The sequence below is a fragment of the Inquilinus limosus DSM 16000 genome, assembly GCF_000423185.1.
GTDB lineage: Bacteria > Pseudomonadota > Alphaproteobacteria > DSM-16000 > Inquilinaceae > Inquilinus > Inquilinus limosus.
In genome coordinates this window covers 93616-117346 of sequence record NZ_AUHM01000010.1, presented here as the reverse complement: position 1 = coordinate 117346, position 23731 = coordinate 93616, and the positions used below count along the sequence as shown (strand labels likewise).

The 23731-nt window shown below is 68.7% G+C and carries 25 protein-coding genes; 17 read left to right on the top strand and 8 right to left on the bottom strand.

The window, feature by feature from the left end:
- Entirely contained in the window at positions 1-1428 is a 1428-nt protein-coding gene (locus tag G537_RS0112860) for an alanine/glycine:cation symporter family protein (protein ID WP_026870470.1), read from the bottom strand.
- 118 nt (positions 1429-1546) lie between these two features.
- The gene (gene hemB / locus G537_RS0112855) at positions 1547-2548 is read right to left on the bottom strand and encodes a porphobilinogen synthase (protein ID WP_034851564.1); all 1002 of its coding nucleotides are present in this window, start codon (positions 2546-2548) and stop codon (positions 1547-1549) included.
- Between the two features lie 335 nt (positions 2549-2883).
- Here hemB and G537_RS0112850 point away from each other — a divergent pair, with 335 nt between their 5' ends.
- On the top strand, positions 2884-3360 hold the full coding sequence (locus tag G537_RS0112850) for a MarR family winged helix-turn-helix transcriptional regulator (protein ID WP_026870468.1): 477 nt from the start codon (positions 2884-2886) through the stop codon (positions 3358-3360).
- 82 nt (positions 3361-3442) lie between these two features.
- Here G537_RS0112850 and G537_RS0112845 read toward each other — a convergent pair whose 3' ends face one another.
- Both G537_RS0112845 and G537_RS0112840 read right to left on the bottom strand, forming a co-directional pair.
- Positions 3443-4657: an acyl-CoA dehydrogenase gene (locus tag G537_RS0112845; RefSeq protein ID WP_026870467.1), complete on the bottom strand. Its 1215-nt coding sequence runs from the start codon at positions 4655-4657 to the stop codon at positions 3443-3445.
- A 118-nt stretch (positions 4658-4775) separates the two neighbouring features.
- Positions 4776-5153, bottom strand: coding sequence for a Ros/MucR family transcriptional regulator (locus G537_RS0112840; RefSeq protein WP_281171471.1), 378 nt, complete (start codon positions 5151-5153; stop codon positions 4776-4778).
- 268 nt (positions 5154-5421) lie between these two features.
- Between G537_RS0112840 and rpiB the strand changes: the two genes are divergently transcribed.
- From rpiB to G537_RS0112795, 9 genes are all read left to right on the top strand, one after another.
- Entirely contained in the window at positions 5422-5874 is a 453-nt protein-coding gene (gene rpiB, locus G537_RS0112835; protein ID WP_026870465.1) for a ribose 5-phosphate isomerase B, read from the top strand.
- Between the two features lie 43 nt (positions 5875-5917).
- On the top strand, positions 5918-7201 hold the full coding sequence (gene glyA, locus G537_RS0112830; RefSeq protein ID WP_026870464.1) for a serine hydroxymethyltransferase: 1284 nt from the start codon (positions 5918-5920) through the stop codon (positions 7199-7201).
- A 107-nt stretch (positions 7202-7308) separates the two neighbouring features.
- Positions 7309-7767, top strand: coding sequence for a transcriptional regulator NrdR (gene nrdR, locus G537_RS0112825; protein WP_026870463.1), 459 nt, complete (start codon positions 7309-7311; stop codon positions 7765-7767).
- Positions 7768-7891: 124 nt separating this feature from the next.
- Positions 7892-8506 (top strand): riboflavin synthase, encoded by a 615-nt coding sequence (locus tag G537_RS0112820; RefSeq protein WP_026870462.1) that lies wholly within the window; start codon positions 7892-7894, stop codon positions 8504-8506.
- The gene (ribB, locus tag G537_RS0112815) at positions 8503-9636 is read left to right on the top strand and encodes a 3,4-dihydroxy-2-butanone-4-phosphate synthase (protein ID WP_026870461.1); all 1134 of its coding nucleotides are present in this window, start codon (positions 8503-8505) and stop codon (positions 9634-9636) included. Before G537_RS0112820 ends, ribB begins: the two co-directional genes overlap by 4 nt.
- Before the next feature lies 1 nt (position 9637).
- On the top strand, positions 9638-10120 hold the full coding sequence (locus G537_RS0112810; RefSeq protein WP_051248365.1) for a 6,7-dimethyl-8-ribityllumazine synthase: 483 nt from the start codon (positions 9638-9640) through the stop codon (positions 10118-10120).
- Positions 10121-10123: 3 nt separating this feature from the next.
- Positions 10124-10600, top strand: a complete 477-nt coding sequence (gene nusB / locus G537_RS37710) for a transcription antitermination factor NusB (RefSeq protein ID WP_034851561.1) — start codon at positions 10124-10126, stop codon at positions 10598-10600.
- Between the two features lie 25 nt (positions 10601-10625).
- Positions 10626-11600 (top strand): thiamine-phosphate kinase, encoded by a 975-nt coding sequence (thiL, locus tag G537_RS0112800; protein ID WP_026870459.1) that lies wholly within the window; start codon positions 10626-10628, stop codon positions 11598-11600.
- Between the two features lie 195 nt (positions 11601-11795).
- Entirely contained in the window at positions 11796-13910 is a 2115-nt protein-coding gene (locus G537_RS0112795) for a sodium-translocating pyrophosphatase (protein ID WP_026870458.1), read from the top strand.
- 66 nt (positions 13911-13976) lie between these two features.
- Here the strand turns inward: G537_RS0112795 and G537_RS37705 are convergent, their stop codons facing one another.
- Positions 13977-14507, bottom strand: a complete 531-nt coding sequence (locus G537_RS37705) for an outer membrane protein assembly factor BamE (protein WP_081688773.1) — start codon at positions 14505-14507, stop codon at positions 13977-13979.
- A 111-nt stretch (positions 14508-14618) separates the two neighbouring features.
- Here G537_RS37705 and G537_RS0112785 point away from each other — a divergent pair, with 111 nt between their 5' ends.
- The 7 genes from G537_RS0112785 to G537_RS0112750 all read left to right on the top strand — a co-directional run bounded on the left by G537_RS0112785 (position 14619) and on the right by G537_RS0112750 (position 19055).
- Positions 14619-15170: a ubiquinol-cytochrome C chaperone family protein gene (locus G537_RS0112785; protein WP_034851559.1), complete on the top strand. Its 552-nt coding sequence runs from the start codon at positions 14619-14621 to the stop codon at positions 15168-15170.
- A complete protein-coding gene (locus G537_RS0112780; protein ID WP_026870456.1) occupies positions 15170-15700 on the top strand; it encodes a YceD family protein in 531 nt (176 codons plus the stop codon). Before G537_RS0112785 ends, G537_RS0112780 begins: the two co-directional genes overlap by 1 nt.
- A 96-nt stretch (positions 15701-15796) precedes the next feature.
- Positions 15797-15985, top strand: a complete 189-nt coding sequence (rpmF, locus tag G537_RS0112775; RefSeq protein WP_026870455.1) for a 50S ribosomal protein L32 — start codon at positions 15797-15799, stop codon at positions 15983-15985.
- Between the two features lie 21 nt (positions 15986-16006).
- A complete protein-coding gene (gene plsX, locus G537_RS0112765; RefSeq protein ID WP_034851556.1) occupies positions 16007-17107 on the top strand; it encodes a phosphate acyltransferase PlsX in 1101 nt (366 codons plus the stop codon).
- Entirely contained in the window at positions 17104-18081 is a 978-nt protein-coding gene (locus G537_RS0112760) for a beta-ketoacyl-ACP synthase III (RefSeq protein WP_026870453.1), read from the top strand. Before plsX ends, G537_RS0112760 begins: the two co-directional genes overlap by 4 nt.
- A 131-nt stretch (positions 18082-18212) precedes the next feature.
- Positions 18213-18530, top strand: coding sequence for an integration host factor subunit alpha (locus G537_RS0112755; RefSeq protein WP_026870452.1), 318 nt, complete (start codon positions 18213-18215; stop codon positions 18528-18530).
- Positions 18531-18533: 3 nt separating this feature from the next.
- On the top strand, positions 18534-19055 hold the full coding sequence (locus G537_RS0112750) for a MerR family transcriptional regulator (RefSeq protein WP_051248364.1): 522 nt from the start codon (positions 18534-18536) through the stop codon (positions 19053-19055).
- A gap of 61 nt (positions 19056-19116) precedes the next feature.
- Here the strand turns inward: G537_RS0112750 and rodA are convergent, their stop codons facing one another.
- The 3 genes from rodA to betA all read right to left on the bottom strand — a co-directional run bounded on the left by rodA (position 19117) and on the right by betA (position 23575).
- Positions 19117-20268, bottom strand: a complete 1152-nt coding sequence (rodA, locus tag G537_RS0112745; protein ID WP_034851553.1) for a rod shape-determining protein RodA — start codon at positions 20266-20268, stop codon at positions 19117-19119.
- Between the two features lie 170 nt (positions 20269-20438).
- Positions 20439-21908 carry a betaine-aldehyde dehydrogenase gene (gene betB, locus G537_RS0112740; protein WP_051248363.1) on the bottom strand — a complete coding sequence of 490 codons (1470 nt, stop codon included), beginning with the start codon at positions 21906-21908 and terminating at the stop codon, positions 20439-20441.
- Positions 21909-21922: 14 nt separating this feature from the next.
- Positions 21923-23575 (bottom strand): choline dehydrogenase, encoded by a 1653-nt coding sequence (gene betA, locus G537_RS0112735; protein ID WP_026870448.1) that lies wholly within the window; start codon positions 23573-23575, stop codon positions 21923-21925.
- Between the last annotated feature and the right edge of the window lie 156 nt (positions 23576-23731).

The following is a 23731-nucleotide window of genomic DNA, read 5'->3' as shown; positions in this document are numbered from 1 at the left end:
CTACCAGACGTCCCGCGGCAGCCGGCGATCCAGCTCGGGGTAGGATTTGCGGTCGAAGACCGGCTCGGCGGCGCCGAGGCGCAGCTGGCCGCGATAGTCCTTCGCCAGCACGAAGACCCAGCGCGACAGCAGCAGGATCGCCACCAGGTTGACGATCGCCATCAGGCCCATGCTGAGGTCGGCCATGTTCCAGACCAGCTTGACCTCCTGCACCGAGCCGAAGAACACCATCGCCAGCACGGCCAGCCGGAACACCAGCAGCACCGGGCGGCTGTTGCGGATGAATTCGACATTGCCCTCGGCATAGGCGTAGTTGCCGATGATCGAGGAGTAGGCGAACAGGAACATCGCGACGGCCAGGAACACGCTGCCCCAGTCGCCGACCTGCGAGACGATGGCGGCCTGGGTCAGCTGCACTCCGCCCATGCCGTTGCCGGGCTGATAGACGCCGGACAGCAGGATAATCGCGGCGGTGCAACTGCAGACGATGATGGTGTCGATGAAGACGCCCAGCATCTGCATCAGCCCCTGCGTCGCCGGATGCCGGGTGGTCGCCGTGGCCGCGGCGTTCGGGGCCGAGCCCATGCCAGCCTCGTTCGAGAACAGGCCGCGCCGGATGCCCTGCATCATGGCCTGCGACACCGCATAGCCGGCGAAACCGCCCGCCGCCTGCTGCAGGCCGAAGGCGCTCTTGAAGATGGTCGCGACGACCTCGGGCAGCACGCCGATGTTGGCGACGGTGATGTACAGCGCCATCAGGAGGTAGAGACCGGCCATCACCGGCACCATCAGCTCCGCCACCCGGGCGACGGAACGAACGCCGCCGAAGATGATCGGCGCGGTGATGACGACCAGCACCAGGCCGATCCATTCCGGCGACACGGCGCCGTCTCCCGCAGCGCCGGCGATCGCGGCCACGATCGAATTGGCCTGCACGGCGTTGAACACCAGGCCGAAGGTCAGGATCAGCAGGAGGGCGAAGACGATGCCCAGCCAGCGCTGGCCGAGGCCGCGCTCGATGTAATAGGCCGGGCCGCCGCGGAAGGTGTCGTCGCGATGGTTGACTTTGAACAGCTGCGCCAGCGTCGATTCGGCGAAGGCGCTGGACATGCCCAGCAGCGCCGTCGCCCACATCCAGAACACCGCGCCCGGCCCGCCGGCGGTGATGGCGATGGCGACGCCGGCGATGTTGCCGGTTCCGACCCGGCTGGCGAGGCCGGTCGCGAAGGCCTGGAACGGCGAGATGTCGCCGGGGCTGCGGTGGCGCCGGCTGCCCAGCATCGTGGCCAAGCTCGGGCCGAACAGCCGGAACTGGATGAAGCCGGACCGGAGCGTGAAGAACAGGCCGGTGGCGATCAGAAGATAGATCAGGACATGGCCCCAGACGATGTCGTTGCCGACATCGACGATGGACTCGAGCACACCCATAGGCTTGTTTCCCCCTTCCGCGTGATTGGGCCGGGGAATCATCCCCGGCCGGTCGGGGGGCTGCACATAACAGCGGATCGAGCCGAGGCAAAATCCTTTGTTGTTGGGACGCTGGTCCTCAGCGGCCGATCAGCTCCGCCGCTTCGATGGCGCCATAGGTCAGGACTCCGGCAGTTCCGGCGCGCTTGAACGCGGTCAGCACCTCGATCAGCGCCTTCTCGTAGTCCAGCCAGCCGTTCTGCGCCGCCGCCTTCAGCATCGCGTATTCGCCGCTGACCTGATAGGCGAAGGTCGGCACGCCGAAGCCGTCGCGCACCCGGCGGATGATGTCGAGATAGGGCAGGCCCGGCTTCACCATCACCATGTCGGCGCCTTCGCGCAGGTCCAACTCGACCTCGCGGAGAGCCTCGTCGCTGTTGGCCGGGTTCATCTGATAGGTCTTCTTGTCGCCGATCAGCACGCCGGTCGACCCGACCGCGTCGCGGAACGGGCCGTAGAAGGCCGAGGCGTATTTCGCCGCATAGGCCATGATCTTGACGTCCTGCCGCCCGGCGCCGTCCAGGGCCGCTCGGATCGCTCCGATGCGCCCGTCCATCATGTCCGACGGCGCCACGATGTCGGCCCCGGCCTCGGCCTGGACCAGCGCCTGCCGGACCAGGATCTCGATCGTCTCGTCGTTCAGGATGCGGCCGTCGCGGATCAGCCCGTCATGGCCGTGGCTGGTGAAGGGGTCGAGGGCGACGTCGACGACGACGCCGAGATCGGGCACCGCCGCCTTGATCGCGGCGATGGCGCGGCACACCAGGTTGCCGGCGCGGCAGGCCTCGGCCCCGTCCTCGCTGCGCAGGGCGCGGTCGATCATCGGGAACAGCGCGACCGCGGGGATGCCGAGCCCGCGGGCGCGGCGGCAGGCCTCGACGGCGCCGGCGAGATCGTGGCGCTCAACCCCCGGCAGCGATTCGACCGGCTGCCGGCGGTCGCCCTCGACCACGAAGATCGGCCAGATCAGGTCCGACGGCGAGAGCCGGGTCTCCGCCACCAGCTCGCGAATCCAGCCGTCGGTGCGCAGGCGTCGCATCCGCGTGGTCGGGTAGGAACCGGGGAAGGGCAGGCGGGACATGGGACTCTCGATATTCCTGGAAGGCGGCCGAACTTTAGGACGGAGCCGCGGCGGGAAACAACCAGGTGCGGCGGCCCGCCACGCGCCACCGCGCAAAGGGACCGGCCATTGCACGCAAAGGGTTGATAAGTCTGGGCGAGAGGATCAAAAATGTCTTTTGTGGCAACCGAAAGCATCGATCTAGCGCGAATTCGTCCTGAATGCGGTGCAAATTGCAGTGAACACCTGTCCTGCTCACAACACTTTCGTTTTGGATGATTTTGTCTAAAGTGGCTTTCTCAGTGGTAGAACGGCGGTCTAGATAGTACAAAAGTGCCAGTGGGTCGGAGGTCTGAATGCATCATCCCTATTACCGCATGACCGCGCTGATCGAGCGGCTCCATCGCTGCTTCCTGGATGTGGTAAAGGTGGAGCTGGACCGTTTTGGCGTCCAAGACATCAACAACGTCCAGAGTTTGATTCTGTACAATATCGGCATGGACGAGCTGACCATCGGCGAATTGACCGCCCGTGGCTACTATCTGGGCTCGAACGTCTCGTACAACGTCAAGAAGATGGTCGAGAACGGCTACTTGACGCAGGAGCGGTCGCAGCACGACCGGCGCTCCACACGGGTCCGGCTGACCAGCAAGGGTCAGGCGCTGCGGGCCAAGCTGGAGACGATGTTCAGCCGCCAGGCGGACGCGCTGGAGGGCACCGGGCTGCGGGTCGGAGACGTCGAGACGCTGAACGCGACGCTGCGGCGGCTCGAAGGCTTCTGGTCCGGCAACCTCGCCTATACCACCGACCAGCCGGTGACCAGCGCGGCCTGAGGCCGCCCTCCGGCCGGTCACGAAAAAGGCGCATCCCGAGGGACGCGCCTTTCGTTTATCCGGCAACGACCGGCGAGGCGGTTCAGAACGCCGCCAGCCCGGTCTGCGCCCGGCCGAGGATCAGGGCGTGCACGTCATGCGTGCCCTCATAGGTGTTGACCGCCTCGAGATTCATCACGTGGCGGATGACGTGGAACTCGTCGGCGATGCCGTTGCCGCCGAGCATGTCGCGGGCCTGGCGGGCGATGTCGAGCGACTTGCCGCAGTTGTTGCGCTTCAGGAGACTGATCGCCTCCGGCGCCGCCTTGCCCTCGTCCTTGAGCTGGCCCAGGCGATGCGCCGCGATCAGGCCGAGGGTGATCTCGGTCTGCATGTCGGCCAGCTTCTTCTGGATCAGCTGGTTGGCGGCCAGGGGACGGCCGAACATCTTGCGGTCCAGCGTGTACTGCCGGGCGGTGTGCCAGCAGAACTCGGCCGCGCCGAGGGCGCCCCAGGCGATGCCGTAGCGGGCGTTGTTCAGGCAACCGAACGGACCCTTCAGCCCCTTGACGTTGGGCAGCAGGTTCTCTTCCGGGACGAACACCTCGTCCATCACGATCTCGCCGGTGGCCGAGGCGCGCAGCGAGAATTTGCCCTCGATCTTCGGCGCCGACAGGCCCTTCATGCCGCGCTCCAGCACGAAGCCGCGGATCTCGCCGGCATCGTCCTTGGCCCAGACCACGAAGACGTCGGCGATCGGCGAGTTGGTGATCCACATCTTGGCGCCGGACAGGCTGTAGCCGCCGGAGACGCTGCGTGCCCGGGTCTTCATCGAGCCGGGGTCGGAGCCGGCGTCGGGCTCGGTCAGGCCGAAGCAGCCGACGATCTCGCCGCTGGCGAGCCGGGGCAGGTACCTCTGGCGCTGTTCCTCGGTGCCGTAGGCCCAGATCGGGTACATCACCAGGCTCGACTGCACCGACATGGCGGAACGGTAGCCGCTGTCGACGCGCTCGACCTCGCGCGCGATCAGGCCGTAGCAGATCGAGTTCACGCCGGCGCAGCCGTAGCCCTCGATGGTCGAGCCGAGGAAGCCGAGCTCGCCCATCTCGTTCATGATCTCGCGATGGAAGATCTCGTGCCGGTTGGCCTCGCGCACCCGCGGCAGCAGCTTCTCCTGGCAGTAGGCGCGCGCCGCGTCGCGCACCATGCGCTCCTCCTCGGTCAGAAGCTCCTCGAGCAGGAGCGGGTCCTCCCAGTGGAAGGCGGCGCGGCCGGTCTGGGCCGGCTTGGCGGCCGCAACGGCGGCGGAGGAAGTCATGACGAACTCCGGACTGTCACAAATGGGTGGCGCATAACAGCACAGGGGCCGGGGCGCCGCCAGCCCAGCCCGACATGCGGGCTGACGCTGCCGGCGCCCCGGCCCCCAGTGCCGACGATCAGCCGCGGCGGGCCTTGCCCAGGCCGATCTTCTTGGCGAAGGCGGAGCGCTGCTCGGCATAGTTCGGCGCGACCATGGGATAGTCGGCCGCCAGGCCCCATTTGGCCCGGTATTCCTCCGGCGACATGTTGTAGGTCGTCCGCAGGTGCCGCTTCAGCATCTTCAGCTTCTTGCCGTCCTCAAGGCACACGATGTAGTCGGGCTGCACCGACCGCCGGATCGGCACCGCCGGCTTCGCCGGTGCCGCGGCCGCCGCGGCCGCCGGTGCCGACCCGACGTTCCGCAACGCATCGTGGATGGACTGGATCACCGCCCCGAGCTGATCGGTCGGGACGGTGTTGCGCGAAATATAGGACGTGACGATCTGGGTGGTCATCTGCACCAGATTATCGTTGCTTCGTCCGCCCGTGCTTGCTGCATCCTCCATTGTTCAATTCCTTTTCTTTTAGTGTCGTCAACAGCGACAACGAGGTCGCATTTGATATCGCGTGTGTCAACGGCAATGGGAAAATGCCATCTATTCTGCAACTGCAAGCTGCGGCGGGATGAGGCCGGGCTCGCGCAGAGAAATTGGGCCAAGTTACGGCTCTCTCTCAACCGCAAAATATGCGAAGGTCGCCCGCACCCCATCCGACCGGAACACCATGACCGACGCCACGAAGACTGTCGCCATCGCCGCCGATCACGCCGGCTACGCCCTCAAGGACCAGCTCAAGTCGGTCATCGAGGAGCAGGGGCTGGCGGTGCTGGATCTCGGCACCAACAGCCCGGACCGGGTCGACTATCCGGATTACGGCCGCGCCGTGGCGCAGGCGGTCCGGGACGGGCGGGCGGCGCGCGGCGTCCTGGTGTGCGGCACCGGCATCGGCATCTCGATCGCGGCCAACCGCCATCGCGGCATCCGTGCGGCGCTTTGCCACGACGTCACCACCGCCCGGCTGTGCCGGCGGCACAACGACGCCAACGTGCTCGCGCTTGGCGCCCGAATCATCGGTTTCGAGACCGCCCGCGATTGCCTTGCCGTGTTCCTGTCCACCGACTACGAAGGCGGTCGGCACGGCGACCGCATCGCCAAGCTCGACGTGCCCTCCGCCTGACCAGGATGACTGCCCCATGAGTTCCCCCGATCCCGCCGCCCAGATGACCGCCGCCAGCTCCCTGTTCACCGCCCGCCTCGAAGACACTGACCCGGCCGTGCTGCGCGGCATCCGGGACGAGCTGAAGCGTCAGCAGTCGCAGATCGAGCTGATCGCCAGCGAGAACATCGTCTCCCGCGCCGTGCTCGAGGCCCAGGGATCGGTCCTGACCAACAAATACGCCGAGGGCTATCCGAACCGCCGCTACTACGGCGGCTGCGAATATGTCGACGTGGCGGAATCGCTGGCGATCGAACGGGCGTGCAAGCTGTTCGACTGCGCCTTCGCCAATGTCCAGCCGCATTCCGGCGCCCAGGCCAACCAGGCGGTGTTCTTCGCCCTGCTGCAGCCGGGCGACACCGTGCTCGGCATGTCGCTGGCCGCCGGCGGCCACCTGACCCACGGCGCCGCGCCGAACCAGTCGGGCAAGTGGTTCAACGCGGTGCAGTACGGCGTCCGCCGCGACGACGCCCGGATCGACTATGACGAGCTGCAGCGCCTGGCCGACGAGCACAAGCCGAAGCTGATCATCGCCGGCGGTTCGGCCTATCCGCGGATCATCGACTTCGCCCGGTTCCGCCAGATCGCGGATTCGGTCGGCGCCTATCTGATGGTCGACATGGCGCATTTCGCCGGCCTGGTCGCCGGCGGCGTGCATCCGAGCCCGCTGCCGCACGCCCATGTCGTCACCACCACGACGCACAAGACCCTGCGCGGGCCGCGCGGCGGCATGGTGCTGTCGAACGACCCGGAGCTCGGCAGGAAGATCAACTCCTCGGTCTTCCCGGGCCTGCAGGGCGGTCCGCTGATGCATGTCATCGCCGCCAAGGCGGTGGCCTTCGGCGAGGCGCTGCGGCCCGAGTTCAAGCTCTACGCCAAGGCGGTGGTGGAGAACGCCAAGGTCCTGGCCGAGACGGTGCGCGCCGGTGGGCTCGACATCGTCTCCGGCGGCACCGACACGCATCTGATGCTGGTCGACCTACGGCCGAAGAAGCTGACCGGCAAGGCGGCCGAAGCCAGCCTCGAGCATGCCGGCATGACCTGCAACAAGAACGGCGTGCCGTTCGACCCGGAGAAGCCGACCATCACCTCCGGCGTTCGCCTGGGCAGCCCGGCCGCGACCTCGCGCGGCTTCGGCCTGGCCGAGTTCCGCCAGGTCGGCGAGATGGCGGTCGAGGTGCTGGACGGGCTCGTCGCCAACCCCGAGGACAACTCGGCGGTGGAGAAGGCGGTGCGGGCCCGGGTCGAGGCGCTCTGCACCCGCTTCCCGATCTACCCGGATCTCTGACAGTCGTCCGCGGGCCGGAAACGGCCCGCCGATGACGCGATAGATTGTGGTTCGCCCACAACGGATGGTATCCATTCGTTGTGGGCGAACCATTTCCGGGGGAACCGATGCGCTGCCCGTTCTGTGGCCACGACGACACCCAGGTGAAGGACTCCCGTCCCACCGAGGACAATTCGGCCATCCGGCGGCGGCGCTTCTGCCCGGCCTGCGGCGCCCGCTTCACCACCTTCGAGCGGATCCAGCTGCGCGAGCTGACCGTGATCAAGTCGACCGGCCAGCGCGAGCCCTTCGACCGCGAGAAGCTGCTGCGCTCGATGCGCATCGCCCTGCGCAAGCGCGACATCGACATCGAGCGGCTGGAGCGCATCGTCAATTCGCTGGTCCGCCAGCTCGAGAGCTCGGGCGAGAGCGAGATCCCGTCCAAGGCGATCGGCGAGATGGTGATGAAGGCGCTGAGCGGCGTCGACAAGGTGGCCTATATCCGCTACGCGTCGGTCTACCGCGACTTCCAGGAGCCGGGCGCGTTCAGCGACTTCGTGGACCAGCTTCGCGGCGAGCGCCCCTGACCCGCCCCCGCGGCGAGCGCCTCTGACCCGCCTGCGCGGCGAGCGCCTCTGACAGGGAGGGGCTGCGTCGCGCGCAATGTGGTTTCGCTGGAAACCACACCGCACTCGTCATAGGGTGCCCGCCATGTTCAGCGGCATCATCACCGATGTGGGACGCGTCGCGGCGGTCGAGCGGCGAGGCGATACCCGCTATATCATCGAGACGGCGTACGACACGGCGACGATCGAGATCGGCGCCTCGGTCGCGCACAACGGCGTCTGCCTGACCGTGATCGAGACCTGGCCGGGCCGCTATGCGGTCGAGGCCTCGGCCGAGACGCTGTCGCGCAGCACCCTGGGCGACTGGGCGGTCGGCACCGAGGTCAATCTCGAGCGCTCGCTCAAGCTCGGCGACGAGATCGGCGGGCATCTGGTCTACGGCCATGTCGACGGCGTCGGCACCATCGTCGACCGCCGGCCGGAGGGCGACAGCGTCCGCTTCACCATCGAGGCCCCGGCCGAGCTGGCGGACTATATCGCTTCCAAAGGCTCGGTCGCGATCGAAGGCGTCTCCCTGACCGTCAACGAGGTCGCCGACACCCCCTCCGGCACCTGCCGCTTCGGCGTCAACATCATTCCGCACACGCAGTCATGCACGACCTTTCGAAGCTTAAGCACGGCTCGCCGCGTGAACTTGGAGATCGACATGCTGGCGCGCTACACGGCGCGCCTGCTGCGGGATCGCAAGACGGCCGGCTGAGCCCCGAGGACCAGGCGTTCCTCTCGCCGATCTCCGAGATCATCGAGGAGGCGCGGCAGGGTCGCATGTTCATCCTGGTCGACGACGAGGACCGGGAGAACGAGGGCGACCTGGTGATCCCGGCGCAGATGGCGGATGCCGAGGCGATCAACTTCATGGCGCGCTACGGCCGCGGGCTGATCTGCCTGGCCATGGAGCGCAAGCGGATCGACGAGCTGGGGCTGCAGCTCATGACCCGCAGCAACGCCTCGCGCCACCAGACCGCCTTCACCGTCTCGATCGAGGCGCGCGAAGGCGTGACCACGGGCATCTCGGCGGCCGACCGGGCGCGCACCGTCGCGGTCGCGATCGACCCCGCCTGCGGCCCGGCCGACATCGCCACGCCCGGCCACATCTTCCCGCTGGTGGCGCGCGACGGCGGCGTGCTGGAGCGCACCGGCCACACCGAGGCCGCGGTCGACATCGCCCGCCTGGCCGGGCTGTACCCGGCCGGCGTGATCTGCGAGATCATGAACGACGACGGCACCATGGCCCGGCTGCCGGACCTGGTGAAGTTCGCCCAGTTCCACAACGTCAAGATCGGCACCATCGCCGACCTGATCGCCTATCGCCGCTGCCAGGAATCGCTGGTCGAGCGCAAGCTCGAGACCACGATCGAGAGCCGCTTCGGCGGCGATTGGCGGATGCTGGTCTATGTCAACAAGGCGCGCTACGCCGAGCATGTCGTGCTGGTGAAGGGCGACATCTCGGGCGACGAGCCGGTGCCGGTGCGGATGCATGCGCTGAACGTGCTGGACGACGTGCTCGGCGACGTCCATGGCGGCAATGCCGGTATCCTGCACGGCGCCATGGAGGCGATCGGCCGCGAGGGCCGGGGCGTCGTCGTCCTGATCCGCGAGCCGCAGCCCGACAGCCTGAGCGAGCGGCTGAAGCGGCGGCTGGAGGGCATGCCGGCGAAGGAGAGCGGGCACGAGCTGCGCGACTACGGCGTCGGCGCCCAGATCCTGCTCGACCTCGGCGTGCGCAAGCTGATCGTGCTGTCCAACCACCCCCGCACCATCGTCGGCATCGACGGCTACGGCCTGACCGTGGTCGAGCAGCGCGCGATCACCGGAATCCAAGAGGACTGAAATGGTCGCCAAGACCGAACAGCGGCCCGTGTCCTTCGCCGGCCCGGCGCCGCACATCCTGATCGTCGAGGCCCGCTTCTACGAGGACTTCGCCGACGAGCTGGCGCGCGGCGCCGTCGCGGTGCTGGACGAGATCGGCGCCACCTATGAGCGCATCGCCGTGCCGGGGGCGCTGGAGATCCCCGCCGCGGTGCAGATCGCCTCGACCTCGGCGCGCCGCTTCGACGGCTATGTCGCGCTCGGCTGCGTCATCCGCGGCGAGACCTCGCATTACGACATCGTCTGCAACGAGAGCGCCCGCGGCCTGCAGGAGCTGTCCCTGCGTCACGGCCTCGCCATCGGCAACGGCATCCTGACCGTGGAGAACGAGGCGCAGGCCTGGGCCCGCGCCAAGGTCGAGGAGATGGACAAGGGCGGCGGTGCCGCCCGCGCCGCCCTGGCGATGATCGAGCTCAAGCGGCATTTCAAGCAGCTGACGGCCTGATCGATGGCGACCCAGAAACCTTCCGCCAAGGCCCGCCGCAGCGCCGCCCGCCTGGCGGCCGTCCAGGCGCTGTACCAGATGGAGCAGTCAGGCACGCCGCTCGAGACGGTGATCGCCGAATTCGTCCGCCACCGCTTCGGCGAGCCGGTCGAGGGCGAGGCGATGGTCGAACCCGACGCCGAGCTGTTCGGCGACATCGTGCGCGGCACCCGGATCCGCGGCGACGAGGTCGACGCCCTCGTCGCCGGCGCGCTCGACGCGCAGCTGACGCTGCCCCGGCTCGACCTGCTGCTGCGCTGCGTGATGCGGGCCGGAGCGTGGGAGCTGCTGGCCAATCTGCACGTCCCGGCGCCGATCGTGATCTCGGAATATGTCAATGTCACCCGCGCCTTCTTCGGCGGCAAGGAGCCGGCGATGGTGAACGCGGTGCTCGACCGCATCGCCCGCGAGCAGCGGCCGGGCGAGAGTCGCGCCGGCTGACCCTAGGGCGACGGAAGGCGGCATCATGGGCCTCGGCGAATTCGAGCGCATCGACCGCTACTTCCGGCCTCTGGCCCGTGGCACGGCCGGGGCGCTCGGCCTCGCCGACGACGCGGCGCTGCTCGACCCCGGCGAAGGCCGGGACCTGGTGGTCACCACCGATGCCATGGTCGAGACGGTCCATTACCTGCCGGACGAGGATCCGGCGCGGGTGGCGCGGAAGCTGCTGCGTTCCAACCTGTCGGATCTGGCGGCCAAGGGCGCGGCGCCGCTGGCCTATACCCTGACGCTGGCGCTGCCGGCGCAGCCGGACGAGAGCTGGATCGAGCGCTTCGTCGAAGGGCTGGCGGCCGACCAGGCGCTGTACGGCATTGGCCTGCTCGGCGGCGATTCGGTGCGGACGCCCGGGACCGCGGTGCTGTCGGTCACCGCCTTCGGCACGGTGCCGCAGGGCGCGATGCTGCGCCGCTCCGGCGCCCGGCCGGGCGACGACCTCTATGTCAGCGGCGCGCTCGGCGACGCCGCGCTCGGGCTGCGCTGCATCCTCGGCCGGCTTCCGGGCCTGGCGCCGGACGCGGCCGGGGCGCTGGCGCAGCGCCACCGGGTGCCGGAACCGCGGATGGCGCTGGGCCGCGCGCTGCTCGGCCTCGCCCATGCGGCGATGGACGTGTCGGACGGGCTGCCGGGCGACCTGCCGCATCTCTGCGACGCCTCCGGTGTCGCGGCGGAGGTCGAGCTGGCCCGGCTGCCTCTGTCCGAGGCCGCCCGGGCCGCCATCGCGCTCGACCCGGCCCTGCAGGAGACGGCCTGGGCCGGCGGCGAGGATTACGAGCTGCTGTTCACCGCCCCGGCCTCGGCGCGCGTCGCCGTCGAGGCGGCCGCCCAGGCCGCGGGCACCCCGGTCGCGCGGATCGGCCGGATCGCGGCGGGGCAGGGGGCGCGCCTGCTCGATCCGCAGGGCCGTCCCGTCGAGTCGCTGACCGGCTGGCGGCACTTCTGACCGCGGCGCCGGCTCCGGCCGCCATCAAACGGCCCGAATCGCTGCCCTGTAAGCCCTCCCGGCCGTCACAAAGCAAAAATATTTCACGCTGATTGCCCTGGTCTTCCCGCTCTGGCATCGTTTCCGCGCAAAAGAAGCGGAGCCGGCCTGAACCAGGCCGGTACGTCATCAACAGGGGCGAGGGACTCAAGAATGATGTCAGCGGTCCTTGTCTTCGTGCTGGCCTGCGGCCTGGGTGCGTTGGTTTATGGCGTGTGGGCTTCACGAAGCGTGCTGTCGGCCAGTCCGGGCGATGCCCGAATGCAGGCCATCGCCGCCGCGATCCAGGAGGGCGCGGGCGCTTACCTGAACCGGCAATATCTCACCATCGCCATGGTCGGCGTGGTCATCGCCATCATCGTGTCGCTGCTTCTCGGGATCTCGGTCGGCATCGGCTTCATCATCGGCGCCGTGCTCTCCGGCGCCGCCGGCTACATCGGCATGAACATCTCGGTCCGGGCCAATGTCCGCACCGCCGAAGCCGCCCGCCAGGGCCTGGCCGCCGGCCTCGCCATCGCCTTCCGCTCCGGCGCCGTGACCGGCCTGCTGGTGGCCGGCCTGGCGCTGATCGCCGTCTCCGGCTACTACACCATCCTGCTCGCCTCCGGCGCCACCGGCCGCGGCCTGATCGATCCGCTGGTGGCGCTCGGCTTCGGCGCCTCGCTGATCTCGATCTTCGCCCGTCTCGGCGGCGGCATCTTCACCAAGGGCGCCGATGTCGGCGCCGACCTCGTCGGCAAGGTCGAGGCCGGCATCCCCGAGGATGATCCGCGCAACCCCGCCGTGATCGCCGACAATGTCGGCGACAATGTCGGCGACTGCGCCGGCATGGCCGCGGACCTGTTCGAGACCTATGCGGTCACCACCGTCGCCACCATGGTCCTGGCGTCGATCTTCTTCGCCGGGGCCGGCGAGCTGATGTCGTGGATGATGCTCTACCCGCTCGCGATCGGCGCGGTCTGCATCCTGGCCTCGATCGCCGGCACCTTCTTCGTCAAGCTCGGCGCCAACAACAACATCATGGGCGCGCTCTACCGCGGCTTCGTGGTGTCGGCGGTGCTGTCGCTGGTCGGCATCCTCCTGATCACCTGGGTGGTGATCGGCTTCGGCGGCACCTACAGCGTCGGCGGCGGCAGCTTCAGCGGCCTGTCGCTGTTCCTGTGCGGCATCGCCGGGCTGGTCGTCACCGGCCTCGTGATCTGGACCACGGAATACTACACCGGCACGAATTTCCGCCCGGTGCGGTCGGTCGCGCTGGCCTCGACCACCGGCCACGGCACCAACGTGATCCAGGGCCTCGCCGTGTCGATGGAGGCGACGGCGATCCCGGCGCTGATCATCTGCGTCGCCATCATCGTCACCTATCTTGTGGCCGGTCTGTTCGGCATCGCCATCGCGGTCACCAGCATGCTGGCCCTGGCCGGCATGGTCGTGGCGCTCGACGCCTACGGCCCCGTGACCGACAACGCCGGCGGCATCGCCGAGATGTCGGACCTGCCGCCCGAGGTCCGGGTCACCACCGACGCCCTGGACGCCGTCGGAAACACCACCAAGGCGGTGACCAAGGGCTATGCCATCGGCTCCGCCGGCCTCGGCGCGCTGGTGCTGTTCTCGGCCTACACCTCGGACCTGAGCTACTTCATCGGCAATTCGGCCCAGTACCCCTATTTCCAGGGCCTCACGCTCGATTTCTCCCTGGCCAACCCCTATGTCGTCGTCGGCCTGCTGATCGGCGGTCTGCTGCCCTATCTGTTCGGCGCGCTCGGCATGACCGCGGTCGGCCGCGCCGCCGGATCGGTGGTGGAGGAGGTTCGCCGCCAGTTCCGCGAGAACGCCGGCATCATGGAGGGCACCAGCCGGCCGGACTACAAGCGCGCGGTCGACATGCTGACCAAGGCCGCGATCCGCGAGATGATCGTGCCGTCGCTGCTGCCGGTGCTGGCGCCGGTGGTGCTGTACTTCGTGATCGAGGCGATCGCCGGCCGTTCCGCCGCCTTCTCTGCGCTCGGGGCGATGCTGCTCGGCGTCATCGTCACCGGGCTGTTCGTCGCCATCTCGATGACCTCGGGCGGCGGCGCCTGGGACAACGCCAAGAAATACATCGAGGAGGGCAACCACGGCGGCAAGGGGTCGGACGCGCATAAGGCGGCCGTCACCGGCGACACCGTCGGTGACCCCTACAAGGACACCGCCGGCCCGGCGGTCAACCCGATGATCAAGATCACCAACATCGTGGCCCTGCTGCTGCTGGCGATCCTCGCCCACGGATAGAGGAGCGGTGACGGCAGAAACCCCGGCGCTTGTGGCGCCGGGGTTTTCTCATGTCCTTCGGCGGGGTTAGTAGTTCCCGCCGGCGACCGAGCTGGCGACGCCGCCGGTCCCGACCGGGCGACCCCGGGCGGTGGGCGCCGTACTGGTGCCGTCGGTGTTGAACCGTCCGATATTGCCCAGGAACTGCTCCAGGATGCCGATGCGGCGGCCCAGCGTCGGCGTCTCCCGCGACACCAGCGCCACCTGCTCGCCGTCCTGCAGGCTCAGCTCCTTCATGTCGGTCAGCGTGCCGGAGGTCGGGTCGAACTGCATGCGCAGGACCCGGCGTTTGGTCACCTCCGGCTCGAAGAACGCCACCGTCTCGACCCGCTGGCCGATGTAGTACCAGACGTTGTCGTCGAAGGTGGACACCGTGGTCGGGGTGCCCAGGATCGTCGCCACATCCGACTTGGTGCTGGTGCCGGTGTGGACCTGCTCGAGCCGGTAGTCCTCGACGAGGTTGCCGCGCGTCGCCACCCGCGGCGAGCAGGCCGCCAGCGCCGCCACCGCGAGCAGGCAGGCCGCCATGGTCCGGACGACCCTTGCTCTTTCCGTCATCGCCTCATGTCTCCGCGCCCCGAAGGGCTCCCAATTGAAGCCTTCCCTCTAGCACACCACCTGGAGTTCGACCAATATCGCCGCGTCCTTTGCGCAAAACCGATCGGTCCCGTGCTGTCCAAGCTGTTTGCCCGCCATCGTCGAGAGCGTGTCGCCGCCGAGCTTTATGTCAAGCTGGTCGAACAGGCGCGCAGCCCGGCCTTCTATACCGCCTGCGGCGTGCCCGATACGCTGGATGGACGGTTCGAGGCGCTGGCCCTGCACGCCTTCCTGGTGTTCCACCGGCTGAAGCGGGAGGCGCCGCCGGCTCCGGATTTCGCCCAGGCCCTGTTCGACCATATGTTCAACGACATGGACCTCAGCCTGCGCGAGATCGGCGTGACCGATTTCAGCATCGGCAAGAAGGTGAAGGCGATGGGACGCGGCTTCTACGGCCGCATCGTCGCCTATGATCGCGGGCTGGCCGCCGCCGATCCGGCGGAACTGGAGTCGGCCCTGCGGCGTAACCTCTACGGCACGGTCGAGCCCGAGCCGGGGCAGGTGAGGGCGGTTGCCGCCTATATGCGCCGCGAGGCGGCCGGCCTGGCGGCGCAGCCGGTGGAGGCGCTCCTGGCCGGAGAGGTCCGGTTCGGCGCGGCGCCCGAGATGGTGGAGGCAGCCTGATGACCCCGACTCCGGAATTCAGCCGCATGGTCGGCGTCAACACGCTGCCGCGGGGCGGCCGGACCATCGCCATCGAGGCCGACGAGGCGGAGCGGGCGGCGCTGGCCCGGCGCTTCGACCTGCTGGCGCTCGACGAACTCAGCGCACGCTTCACCCTGACGCCGGGCCGCGGCGACACCGTGGTCGTGGCTGGCACGCTGAACGCCGCCGTGGTGCAGCGCTGCGTCGTCACCCTCGATCCCGTGCCCGCCACGGTGGAGGACGAGGTCGAGGCGGTCTTCGCCGACGCGGCGGGACGGGACGAGGCGGAGGTCGAGGTCGACCCGCTGGCGGCGGAGGTCGAGCCGATGGTCGGCGGCCGCATCGACCTGGGCGAGCTGGCGGCGCAGCACCTGTCGCTCGCGCTCGACCCCTACCCGCGCTCGCCCGATGCGCCGGAGCCCGTGGACGAGCCGGCGGAGGGGGAGGCGGAGACGCGCCGTCCCTTCGCGGTGCTCAAGGGCGGCGGAACGGGCAGGGCAGACGAGTAATCGCTTTTCCTTGCCCCGCCGGGCCTTTTCCATTAAGTAACGCCCGTCCGAGGCGGCCCCCCTGGTGCCGCCTTTTCGTATCGAGAGTTCAAGCAAATGGCTGTTCCGAAGAAGAAGACGTCGAAGTCGCGGCGCGACATGCGGCGTTCGCACCACGCCCTGGCCGGCGCCTCCTATGTCGAATGCGCGAACTGCGGCGAGCTGACCCGTCCGCACCATGTCTGCGACGCCTGCGGCCACTATCACGGCCGTGAGGTCGTCAGCGAGACGACGGCGACCGCCTGATCGACTGCGCCCGCATAGGGAATGTCCGACCCGGCGGCCTCTGGCCCAGTGACGATCGCGCTCGACGCCATGGGGGGCGATCGGGCGCCAGCGATGGTGCTCGAAGGGGCGGAGATCGCCCGCACGCACCATCCGGACGTGCATTTCCTGATCGTCGGTGACGAGGCCAACATCGCGCCTCTCCTGGCGAAGCGGCCGGCGCTGGCCGCGGTGTCGTCGATTCGGCACACCGCCGACCGGATCACCAACGAGGACAAGCCGTCCACCGCCCTGCGCAGCGGGCGCAACTCCAGCATGCGCCTGGCGATCGACGCCGTGGCCGCGGGCGAGGCGCAATGCGTCGTCTCCGCCGGCAACACCGGCGCGCTGATGGCGATGGCGAAGATGGTGTTCAAGACGCTGCCGGGCATCGACCGGCCGGCGATCGCATCGTTTTTTCCGACGCTGCGCGGCGAAAGCGTCATGCTGGACCTCGGCGCCAACATCGAATGCGACGCCGAGAACCTGGTCCAGTTCGCCATCATGGGCTCGGTCTTCGCCAGGGCGGTGCTGGGTCTGGTCGACCCGACGGTCGGCCTGCTGAACGTCGGCTCCGAGGCGCTGAAGGGCCCGGATGCGGTGCGCGACGCCGCCGCGCGGCTGCGCGAGCTGGAGTTCCCCGGCCGGTTCGAAGGCTTCGTCGAGGGCGACGATATCCCCGCCGGCAAGGTCGACGTGGTCGTGACCGACGGCTTCTCCGGCAACATCGCGCTCAAGACCGCCGAAGGCACGGCCAAGCTCTACGCCACCTGGCTGCGCCACACCTTCCGGTCGTCCTGGCTCGCTTCGCTGGGCTATCTGTTCGCGCGCGGCGCCTTCCGGCGGCTGCGGCACCGGACCGACCCGCGCCAGTACAACGGTGCGCTGTTCCTCGGCCTCAACGGCATCTGCGTGAAGAGCCATGGCGGCACCGACGGCGAGGGCTTCGCCCATGCCATCGATGTCGGGGTCGATCTGGTCATCCACGGTTTCAATGATAAGGTTAAGCAGGAGTTCAGCCGCTTCGAAGGTAATCGAAACGGCGACGACGCTGCTTCGACGGCTCCACCGACTGCCCCGATCGGGATCGAACAACCGCAATGACCGTTCGCCGCGCGCGCATCATCGGATGCGGTTCTGCCCTGCCTGACCGCATCGTCACCAACGCCGACCTGGCCCGGACGGTCGACACCTCGGACGAGTGGATCGTCCAGCGCACCGGCATCAACATCCGCCACATCGCGGCGCCGGAGGAGAAGACCTCCGACCTGGCGCTGGCCGCGGCCCGCAAGGCGCTGGCCATGGCCAAGGTCGAGGGCAGCGACCTTGACCTGATCGTGCTGGCCACGACCACCCCGGACCAGACCTTCCCGGCGACCGCGGTGCGGGTCCAGGCCGCGCTCGGCATGACCCGCGGCGCCGCCTTCGACATCCAGGCCGTCTGCTCCGGCTTCATCTACGCCCTGTCCGTCGCCGACAACATGATCCGGCTGGGCCAGGCGCGCACCGCGCTGGTGATCGGCGCCGAGACCTTCTCGCGCCTGCTGGACTGGAGCGACCGCAGCACCTGCGTGTTGTTCGGCGACGGCGCCGGGGCCGTGGTGCTGCGCGCGGTCGAAGGCGGCGGCACCACCGACGACCCCGGCATCCTGTCGACCCATCTGCATTCCGACGGCCGCCACGAGGACAAGCTCTATGTCGATGGCGGACCGTCCTCGACCGGCACCGTCGGCCATGTCCGGATGGAAGGGCGGGAGGTGTTCAAGCACGCGGTCATCAACCTGGCCGAGGTGGTCGAGGAGGCCCTGGCGGCCAACAACCTGACCCCGGCCGACATCGACTGGCTGGTGCCGCACCAGGCGAACAAGCGCATCATTGACGCCACCGCCCGCAAGCTCGACCTGCCGCCGGAGAAGGTGGTGCTGACGGTGCAGAAGCACGCCAACACCTCCGCCGCCTCGATCCCGCTGGCGCTGGCCGAGGCCGTGACCGACGGCCGCATCCGGCCCGGCGATCTGGTGCTGCTCGAGGCCATGGGCGGCGGCCTGACCTGGGGCGCTGCCCTGGTGCGCTGGTAAGGAGTTAGCGAGCCTCGTCTTCGGGGCTCGTTAGGAAATCCGCCCAACGCTTTGGAATTGACGGATTATTTTGCGAGGGGTACCGTCCACTGATGGTCTTCCTTCGCAATGGCCCGTCAGGGGGAGGCGGCATGGCGGAAACGGTGACGCGAGCTCAGCTCAGTGAGTCGCTCTATCAGGAAATCGGCTTGTCTCGCAATGAGTCCGCCGATCTTGTTGAGACAGTGCTTGAAGAAATCTCCGGTGCGCTCGAACGCGGCGAGACGGTGAAGATCTCGTCCTTCGGCACCTTCGGCGTGCGCCAGAAGGGGCAGCGAATCGGGCGCAACCCGAAGACGGGGCAGGAGGTGCCGATCCTGCCGCGCCGGGTGCTGGTGTTCCGTGCCTCGCATGTGCTGAAGGGGCGGATCAACGGCACCAACCCCGCTCCCGTGGACGACGACGAGTAAGCCATGGCCGGAATGGGAGGATCGGAAGCGAAGCCCGCGCCGCTGCGCAAGTCGGCGACGGCCTATCGCACGATCAGCGAGGTGTCCGACGACCTCGCCGTGCCGCAGCACGTGCTGCGCTTCTGGGAGACGAAGTTCTCCCAGGTCCGCCCGCTGAAGCGCGGCGGCGGCCGTCGGTACTACCGTCCCGAAGATGTCCAACTGCTGCGCCGGATCCAGCGCCTTCTCTATGAGGAGGGCTACACCATCAAGGGCGTGCAGCGCCTGCTGAAGGAGGGCAAGTCGGCCGAGGCCGACGCGCCGGCGGCGGCGGGCGAAGCCGCTCCTCCGTCCGGGCCGGCCCATCCCCTCCCGGTCACCCGGACCAGGCCCGCCAAGCCGCGCGACGAGATGCAGCTCTCGCTCCTGGCCGGTGCCGGGCGCGACGGCCGCGGCCAGGGCCTGTCGGCCGAGCTGCGCGACGAACTGACCGTGCTGCTGGCCGAGCTGAAGCGCCTGCAGGCGGCCCTGCGAGGCGACGCCTGAGACGGAGCGGTCGGGTCCGCGGGTCACGACGGACCGCTCTCCTTCGCCCCTTCGGTAGATCTCAGTAGTCGGTGATGCCGCTGCGCGGGATCCGCACCTCACGGTGGATCCAGACGCTGAGCAGGATGCCGCAGCCCATCAGCAGGGTCAGCATCGCCGTGCCGCCGTAGGACACCAGGGGCAGGGGGATGCCCACCACCGGAATCAGCCCGGTCACCATCGCCACGTTGACGAAGACGTAGAGAAAGAAGGTCGTGGTCAGGCCGATGCCGATCAGCCGGCCGAAATGGCTGCGGGCGCTCAGCGCGATCATAAGCCCGTAGACGAACAGCATGGTGTAGAGGAACAGCAGGATCAGCGCCCCGACCATGCCGAACTCCTCGGCCAGGACCACGAAGATGAAGTCGGTGTGCTTCTCCGGCAGGAACATCAGCTGGCTCTGCGTCCCGGCGGTGAAGCCCTTGCCGAACAGGGCGCCGGAGCCGAGCGCGATCTTCGACTGCATGATGTTGTAGCCGGCGCCCAGCGGGTCGCGCTCCGGCTCCAGGAAGGTGTAGACGCGGTTCTTCTGGTAGTCGTGCAGGAACTCCCAGCCGATCGGAATCGCCGACAGGCCGAGCGCGATGGCGACGGCGAACTTCCACAGCCGCACCCCCGTGGCGAACAGCACCGCGCCGCCGGTCAGGATCAGCAGCATGGCGGTGCCGAGATTGGGCTGCATCAGCACCAGGCCGACCGGCGCCAGGATCAGCAGCAGCGGCACGATCAGCACCAGCGGGTTGCGCACCTCGACCAGGGAGAAGCCGTGGAAGTATCGGGCGAGGGCGAGCACCAGGGCGATCTTCATCAGCTCCGAGGGCTGGATCACCAGGGGGCCCAGATTGATCCAGCGTTCGGCGCCCATGCCGACATGGCCCATGAACTCGACCACGATCAGCAGCGCGAAGACGATCGCGTAGACCGGATAGGCGATCTTCATCCACACCCGGATATCGACCAGCGCCAGCAGCAGCATGACGACGAAGCCGGTGGCGAAGCGGGTCAGCTGCCGGCTGGCCCAAGGCTCCCAGGAGCCACCGCCGGCGGAATAGAGCAGCATGACCCCGACCGCGGCGATGGCGCAGACCAGCACCACCAGGCCCCAGCTCATCAGCTGCAGCTTGGTCAGGATGGTGTAGTGCGGGGCGTCGTCGCGAATCCGGAAGCTGCTCATGGACAAAGTCGATCCGCCGTCGCCGTGACGGCGGCCGGACTATGCTCCGGACGGCCGGAGCGGGCAAGGATGCAGGCCGGCGACGAAATGACCGGAGCGCCGCATGTCGCCTCACTGCCCAGATACGCAAGGCAGAACAGTGTGTTATTCGTCGATCCTAAAGCGGTGATTCAATACGGGCAGTCGACGTCGCCGGTCTCGACATAGACGCTCTTGAGCTGGGTGTAGTGCTCCAGCGCCGCGAGGCCGTTTTCCCGGCCCAGGCCGGACTGCTTGTACCCGCCGAAGGGAATCTCCACCGGCGTGATGTTGTAGTTGTTGATCCAGCAGGTGCCGGCCTGCAGACGGGCGACGACGCGGTGGCCGCGCGCCAGGTCGCGGGTGAACACGCCGGCGGCCAGGCCGTATTCGGTGGCGTTGGCGCGCCGCACCACCTCGTCCTCGTCGGTGAAGGTCAGCACCGTCATCACCGGGCCGAAGATCTCCTCCTGCACGATCGTCATGTCGTCGTGGCAGGCGTCGAAGATCGCGGGCTCGACGAAATAGCCACCGGCCAGCGCCGGGTCCGCCGGGGCGCGGCCGCCGCAGACCAGGCGAGCGCCCGCCTTCACCCCGGCCTCGACATAGCCCAGAACCTTGGCCCGATGGTCGGCCGAGATCAGGGCACCGACCTGGGTCTCCGGGTCCATCGGGTCGCCGATCCGCATCTTCTGCGTGCGGGCCACCAGCGCATCCATGAAGCGGTTGTGCAGCGACGCCTCGACGAACACCCGGGTGCCGTTCGAGCAGATCTCGCCCTGGGTGTAGAAGTTGGCCATCATCGCCGCCTTCACCGCGTTCTCGACATCGGCGTCGGCGAAGATGATCAGCGGCGACTTGCCGCCCAGCTCCATCGTCACGTGCTTCATCGCCCCGGCGGCGGCCGCGGCGACCTTGCGGCCGGTGGGCACCGACCCGGTCAGCGACACCTTGGCGACGTCGGGATGGCTGATCAGGGCCTGGCCGACATCGCCCTTGCCCTGGACCACGTTGAACACGCCGGGCGGCAGGCCGGCCTCGGCGAAGATCTGGGCCAGCGCCACCGCGGTCATCGGCGTCAGCTCCGACGGCTTGAACACCATGGTGTTGCCGCAGGCCAGCGCCGGGCCGGACTTCCAGCAGGCGATCTGCAGCGGGTAGTTCCAGGCGCCGATGCCGGCGACCACGCCCAGCGGCTCGCGCCGCGTATAGGCGAAGGCGCGGCCGAAATCGTGGTGCGTGCCGTGCAGCGACGGCGCCAGCCCGGCGAAGTACTCGATCGCGTCGGCGCCGGAATCGATGTCGACCGCCAGCGCCTCGGCGATCGGCTTGCCGGTGTCCTCGACCTCCATCCGCGCCAGCCGGTCGCGGTTGGCGCGGAGCAGGCGCACCGCCTCGCGCAGGATGCGGCCGCGCTGGGTGCCGGTCATCCCGGCCCAGCCGTCGAAGGCGGCTTTGGCCGCGGCGACGGCGCGGTCGACATCGGCGGGGGAGGCGGCGGCGACCCGGCCGATCGCCTGGCCGGTCGCCGGGTTGATGGAGTCGAAGGGCGTGCCGCCGCCCTCGACCGCCTGTCCGCCGATATGCAGCCCGCCAACGTATTGCTCGGGGGTGCCGGCCATGGTTCTCTCCTGTGTCAGCGCTGCGACGTCTGCCAGTTCGGCGCTTCGTAGACCGGGGCGTTGGAGGGCGGCAACGGCTCGCGGCCCAGGATCATGTCGGCCGCCTTCTCGCCGATCATGATGGTGGGCGCGTTCAGGTTGCCGCTGACGATCGACGGCATGATTGAGGCGTCGACCACCCGCAGCCCCTCCAGCCCGCGCACCCGGGTCTCGGGATCGACCACCGCCATCTCGTCGACGCCCATCTTGCAGGTGCAGGACGGGTGATAGGCGCTGTCCGCCTTGGCGCGGACGAAGGCATCGATCTCGTCGTCGGTGCGCACCGCGGCGCCGGGCGCGATCTCGGGCCCGCGATAGGGGGCGAAGGCCGGCTGGGCGAAGATCTCGCGGGTCAGCTTGACGCAGGCCCGCATGTCCTCGCGGTCGTCCTCCGTGGTCAGGTAGTTCGGCTGCAGGATCGGCTTGGCGCGCGGGTCGGCCGAGCGCAGCTCGATCCAGCCGCGCGAGGTGGCGCGCATGGTGCCGGCATGCACCTGGAAGGCGTGCCGGTCGCCCGGCTTGCGGCCGTGGTCGTTCACCACCGAAGGCAGGAAATGGTACTGGATGTCCGGGTGCCGGATGCCCGCGCGCGAGCGGATGAAGCCGCCGGCCTCGAGATGGGCCGAGGTGCAGAGGCCGCTGCGGAACATGAACCACTCCACCCCGACCTTCGCCTTGAACAGCGGATTCTCGACGCTGTAGAGCGTGATCGGCTGGGTGCATTCATGCTGGATGTACATCTCCAGATGGTCCTGGAGATTGCGGCCGACGCCCGGCAGGTCGTGGACCACGGCGATGCCGTGCCGGCGCAATTGGTCGGCCGGGCCGACCCCGGACAGCATCAAGAGCTGCGGCGAGTTGATGGCGCCGCCGCACAGGATCACCTCGCGCGCCGCGCGGGCGACCCGGACCTGGGGGCCTTGAGCGTATTCGACGCCGACGGCGCGGCGGCCCTCGAACAGGATCCGGGTGCTCAGCGCCCCGGTCTCGATGGTCAGGTTCGGCCGCGACCGGATCGGCTTCAGATAGGCCTTGGCGGCCGACCAGCGCTCGCCCTGATGGATCGTCATGTCCATCTTGCCGAAGCCTTCCTGCTGGTAGCCGTTCATGTCCGTGGTGAACGGATATCCCGCCTGCCGGCCGGCCTCGATGAAGGCGTCGAAGAGGGGATTCGGCTGGCTGCCGGTCGACACCCGCAGGGGGCCGTCGGAACCGCGATAATCGTCGCCGCCCTTGGCCCGGGTCTCGGCGCGGCGGAAATAGGGCAGCACCTCGGCATAGGACCAGCCGGCGGCGCCTTCATCGGCCCAGCGGTCGTAGTCATAGGCGTGGCCGCGGACATAGACCATGGCGTTGAGCGAGGAGGAGCCGCCGAGCACCCGCCCGCGCGGCCAGTACATGCGGCGGTTGTCCATCGCCGCCTGCGGCTCGGTCTCGTAGTACCAGTTGTACTTGTCGTCGCAGAGATTGTAGGTCAGCGCCGCCGGCATGTGGATCTTCCAGGTCCGGTCCTCGGGGCCGGCCTCCAGCACCAGCACGCGGATGCCGGACTCGGCCGACAGCCGGTTGGCGAGGACGCAGCCGGCCGAGCCGGCGCCGACGATCACATAGTCGAATTCTGCCGTCATGGGTTCCGCTCCTCGGGCTGGCGCGGCATGCTAGCGGGGCCGAGCCGGGCGATGAGGCCGGTTTGCGTCACGCCATGCCGGAAATCGGCCAGCGGCGACGCCCGGGCCGTCGTTAGACTCGCGCAGACGCGCTCCGCCGCAGATCCTGCGCCGGAT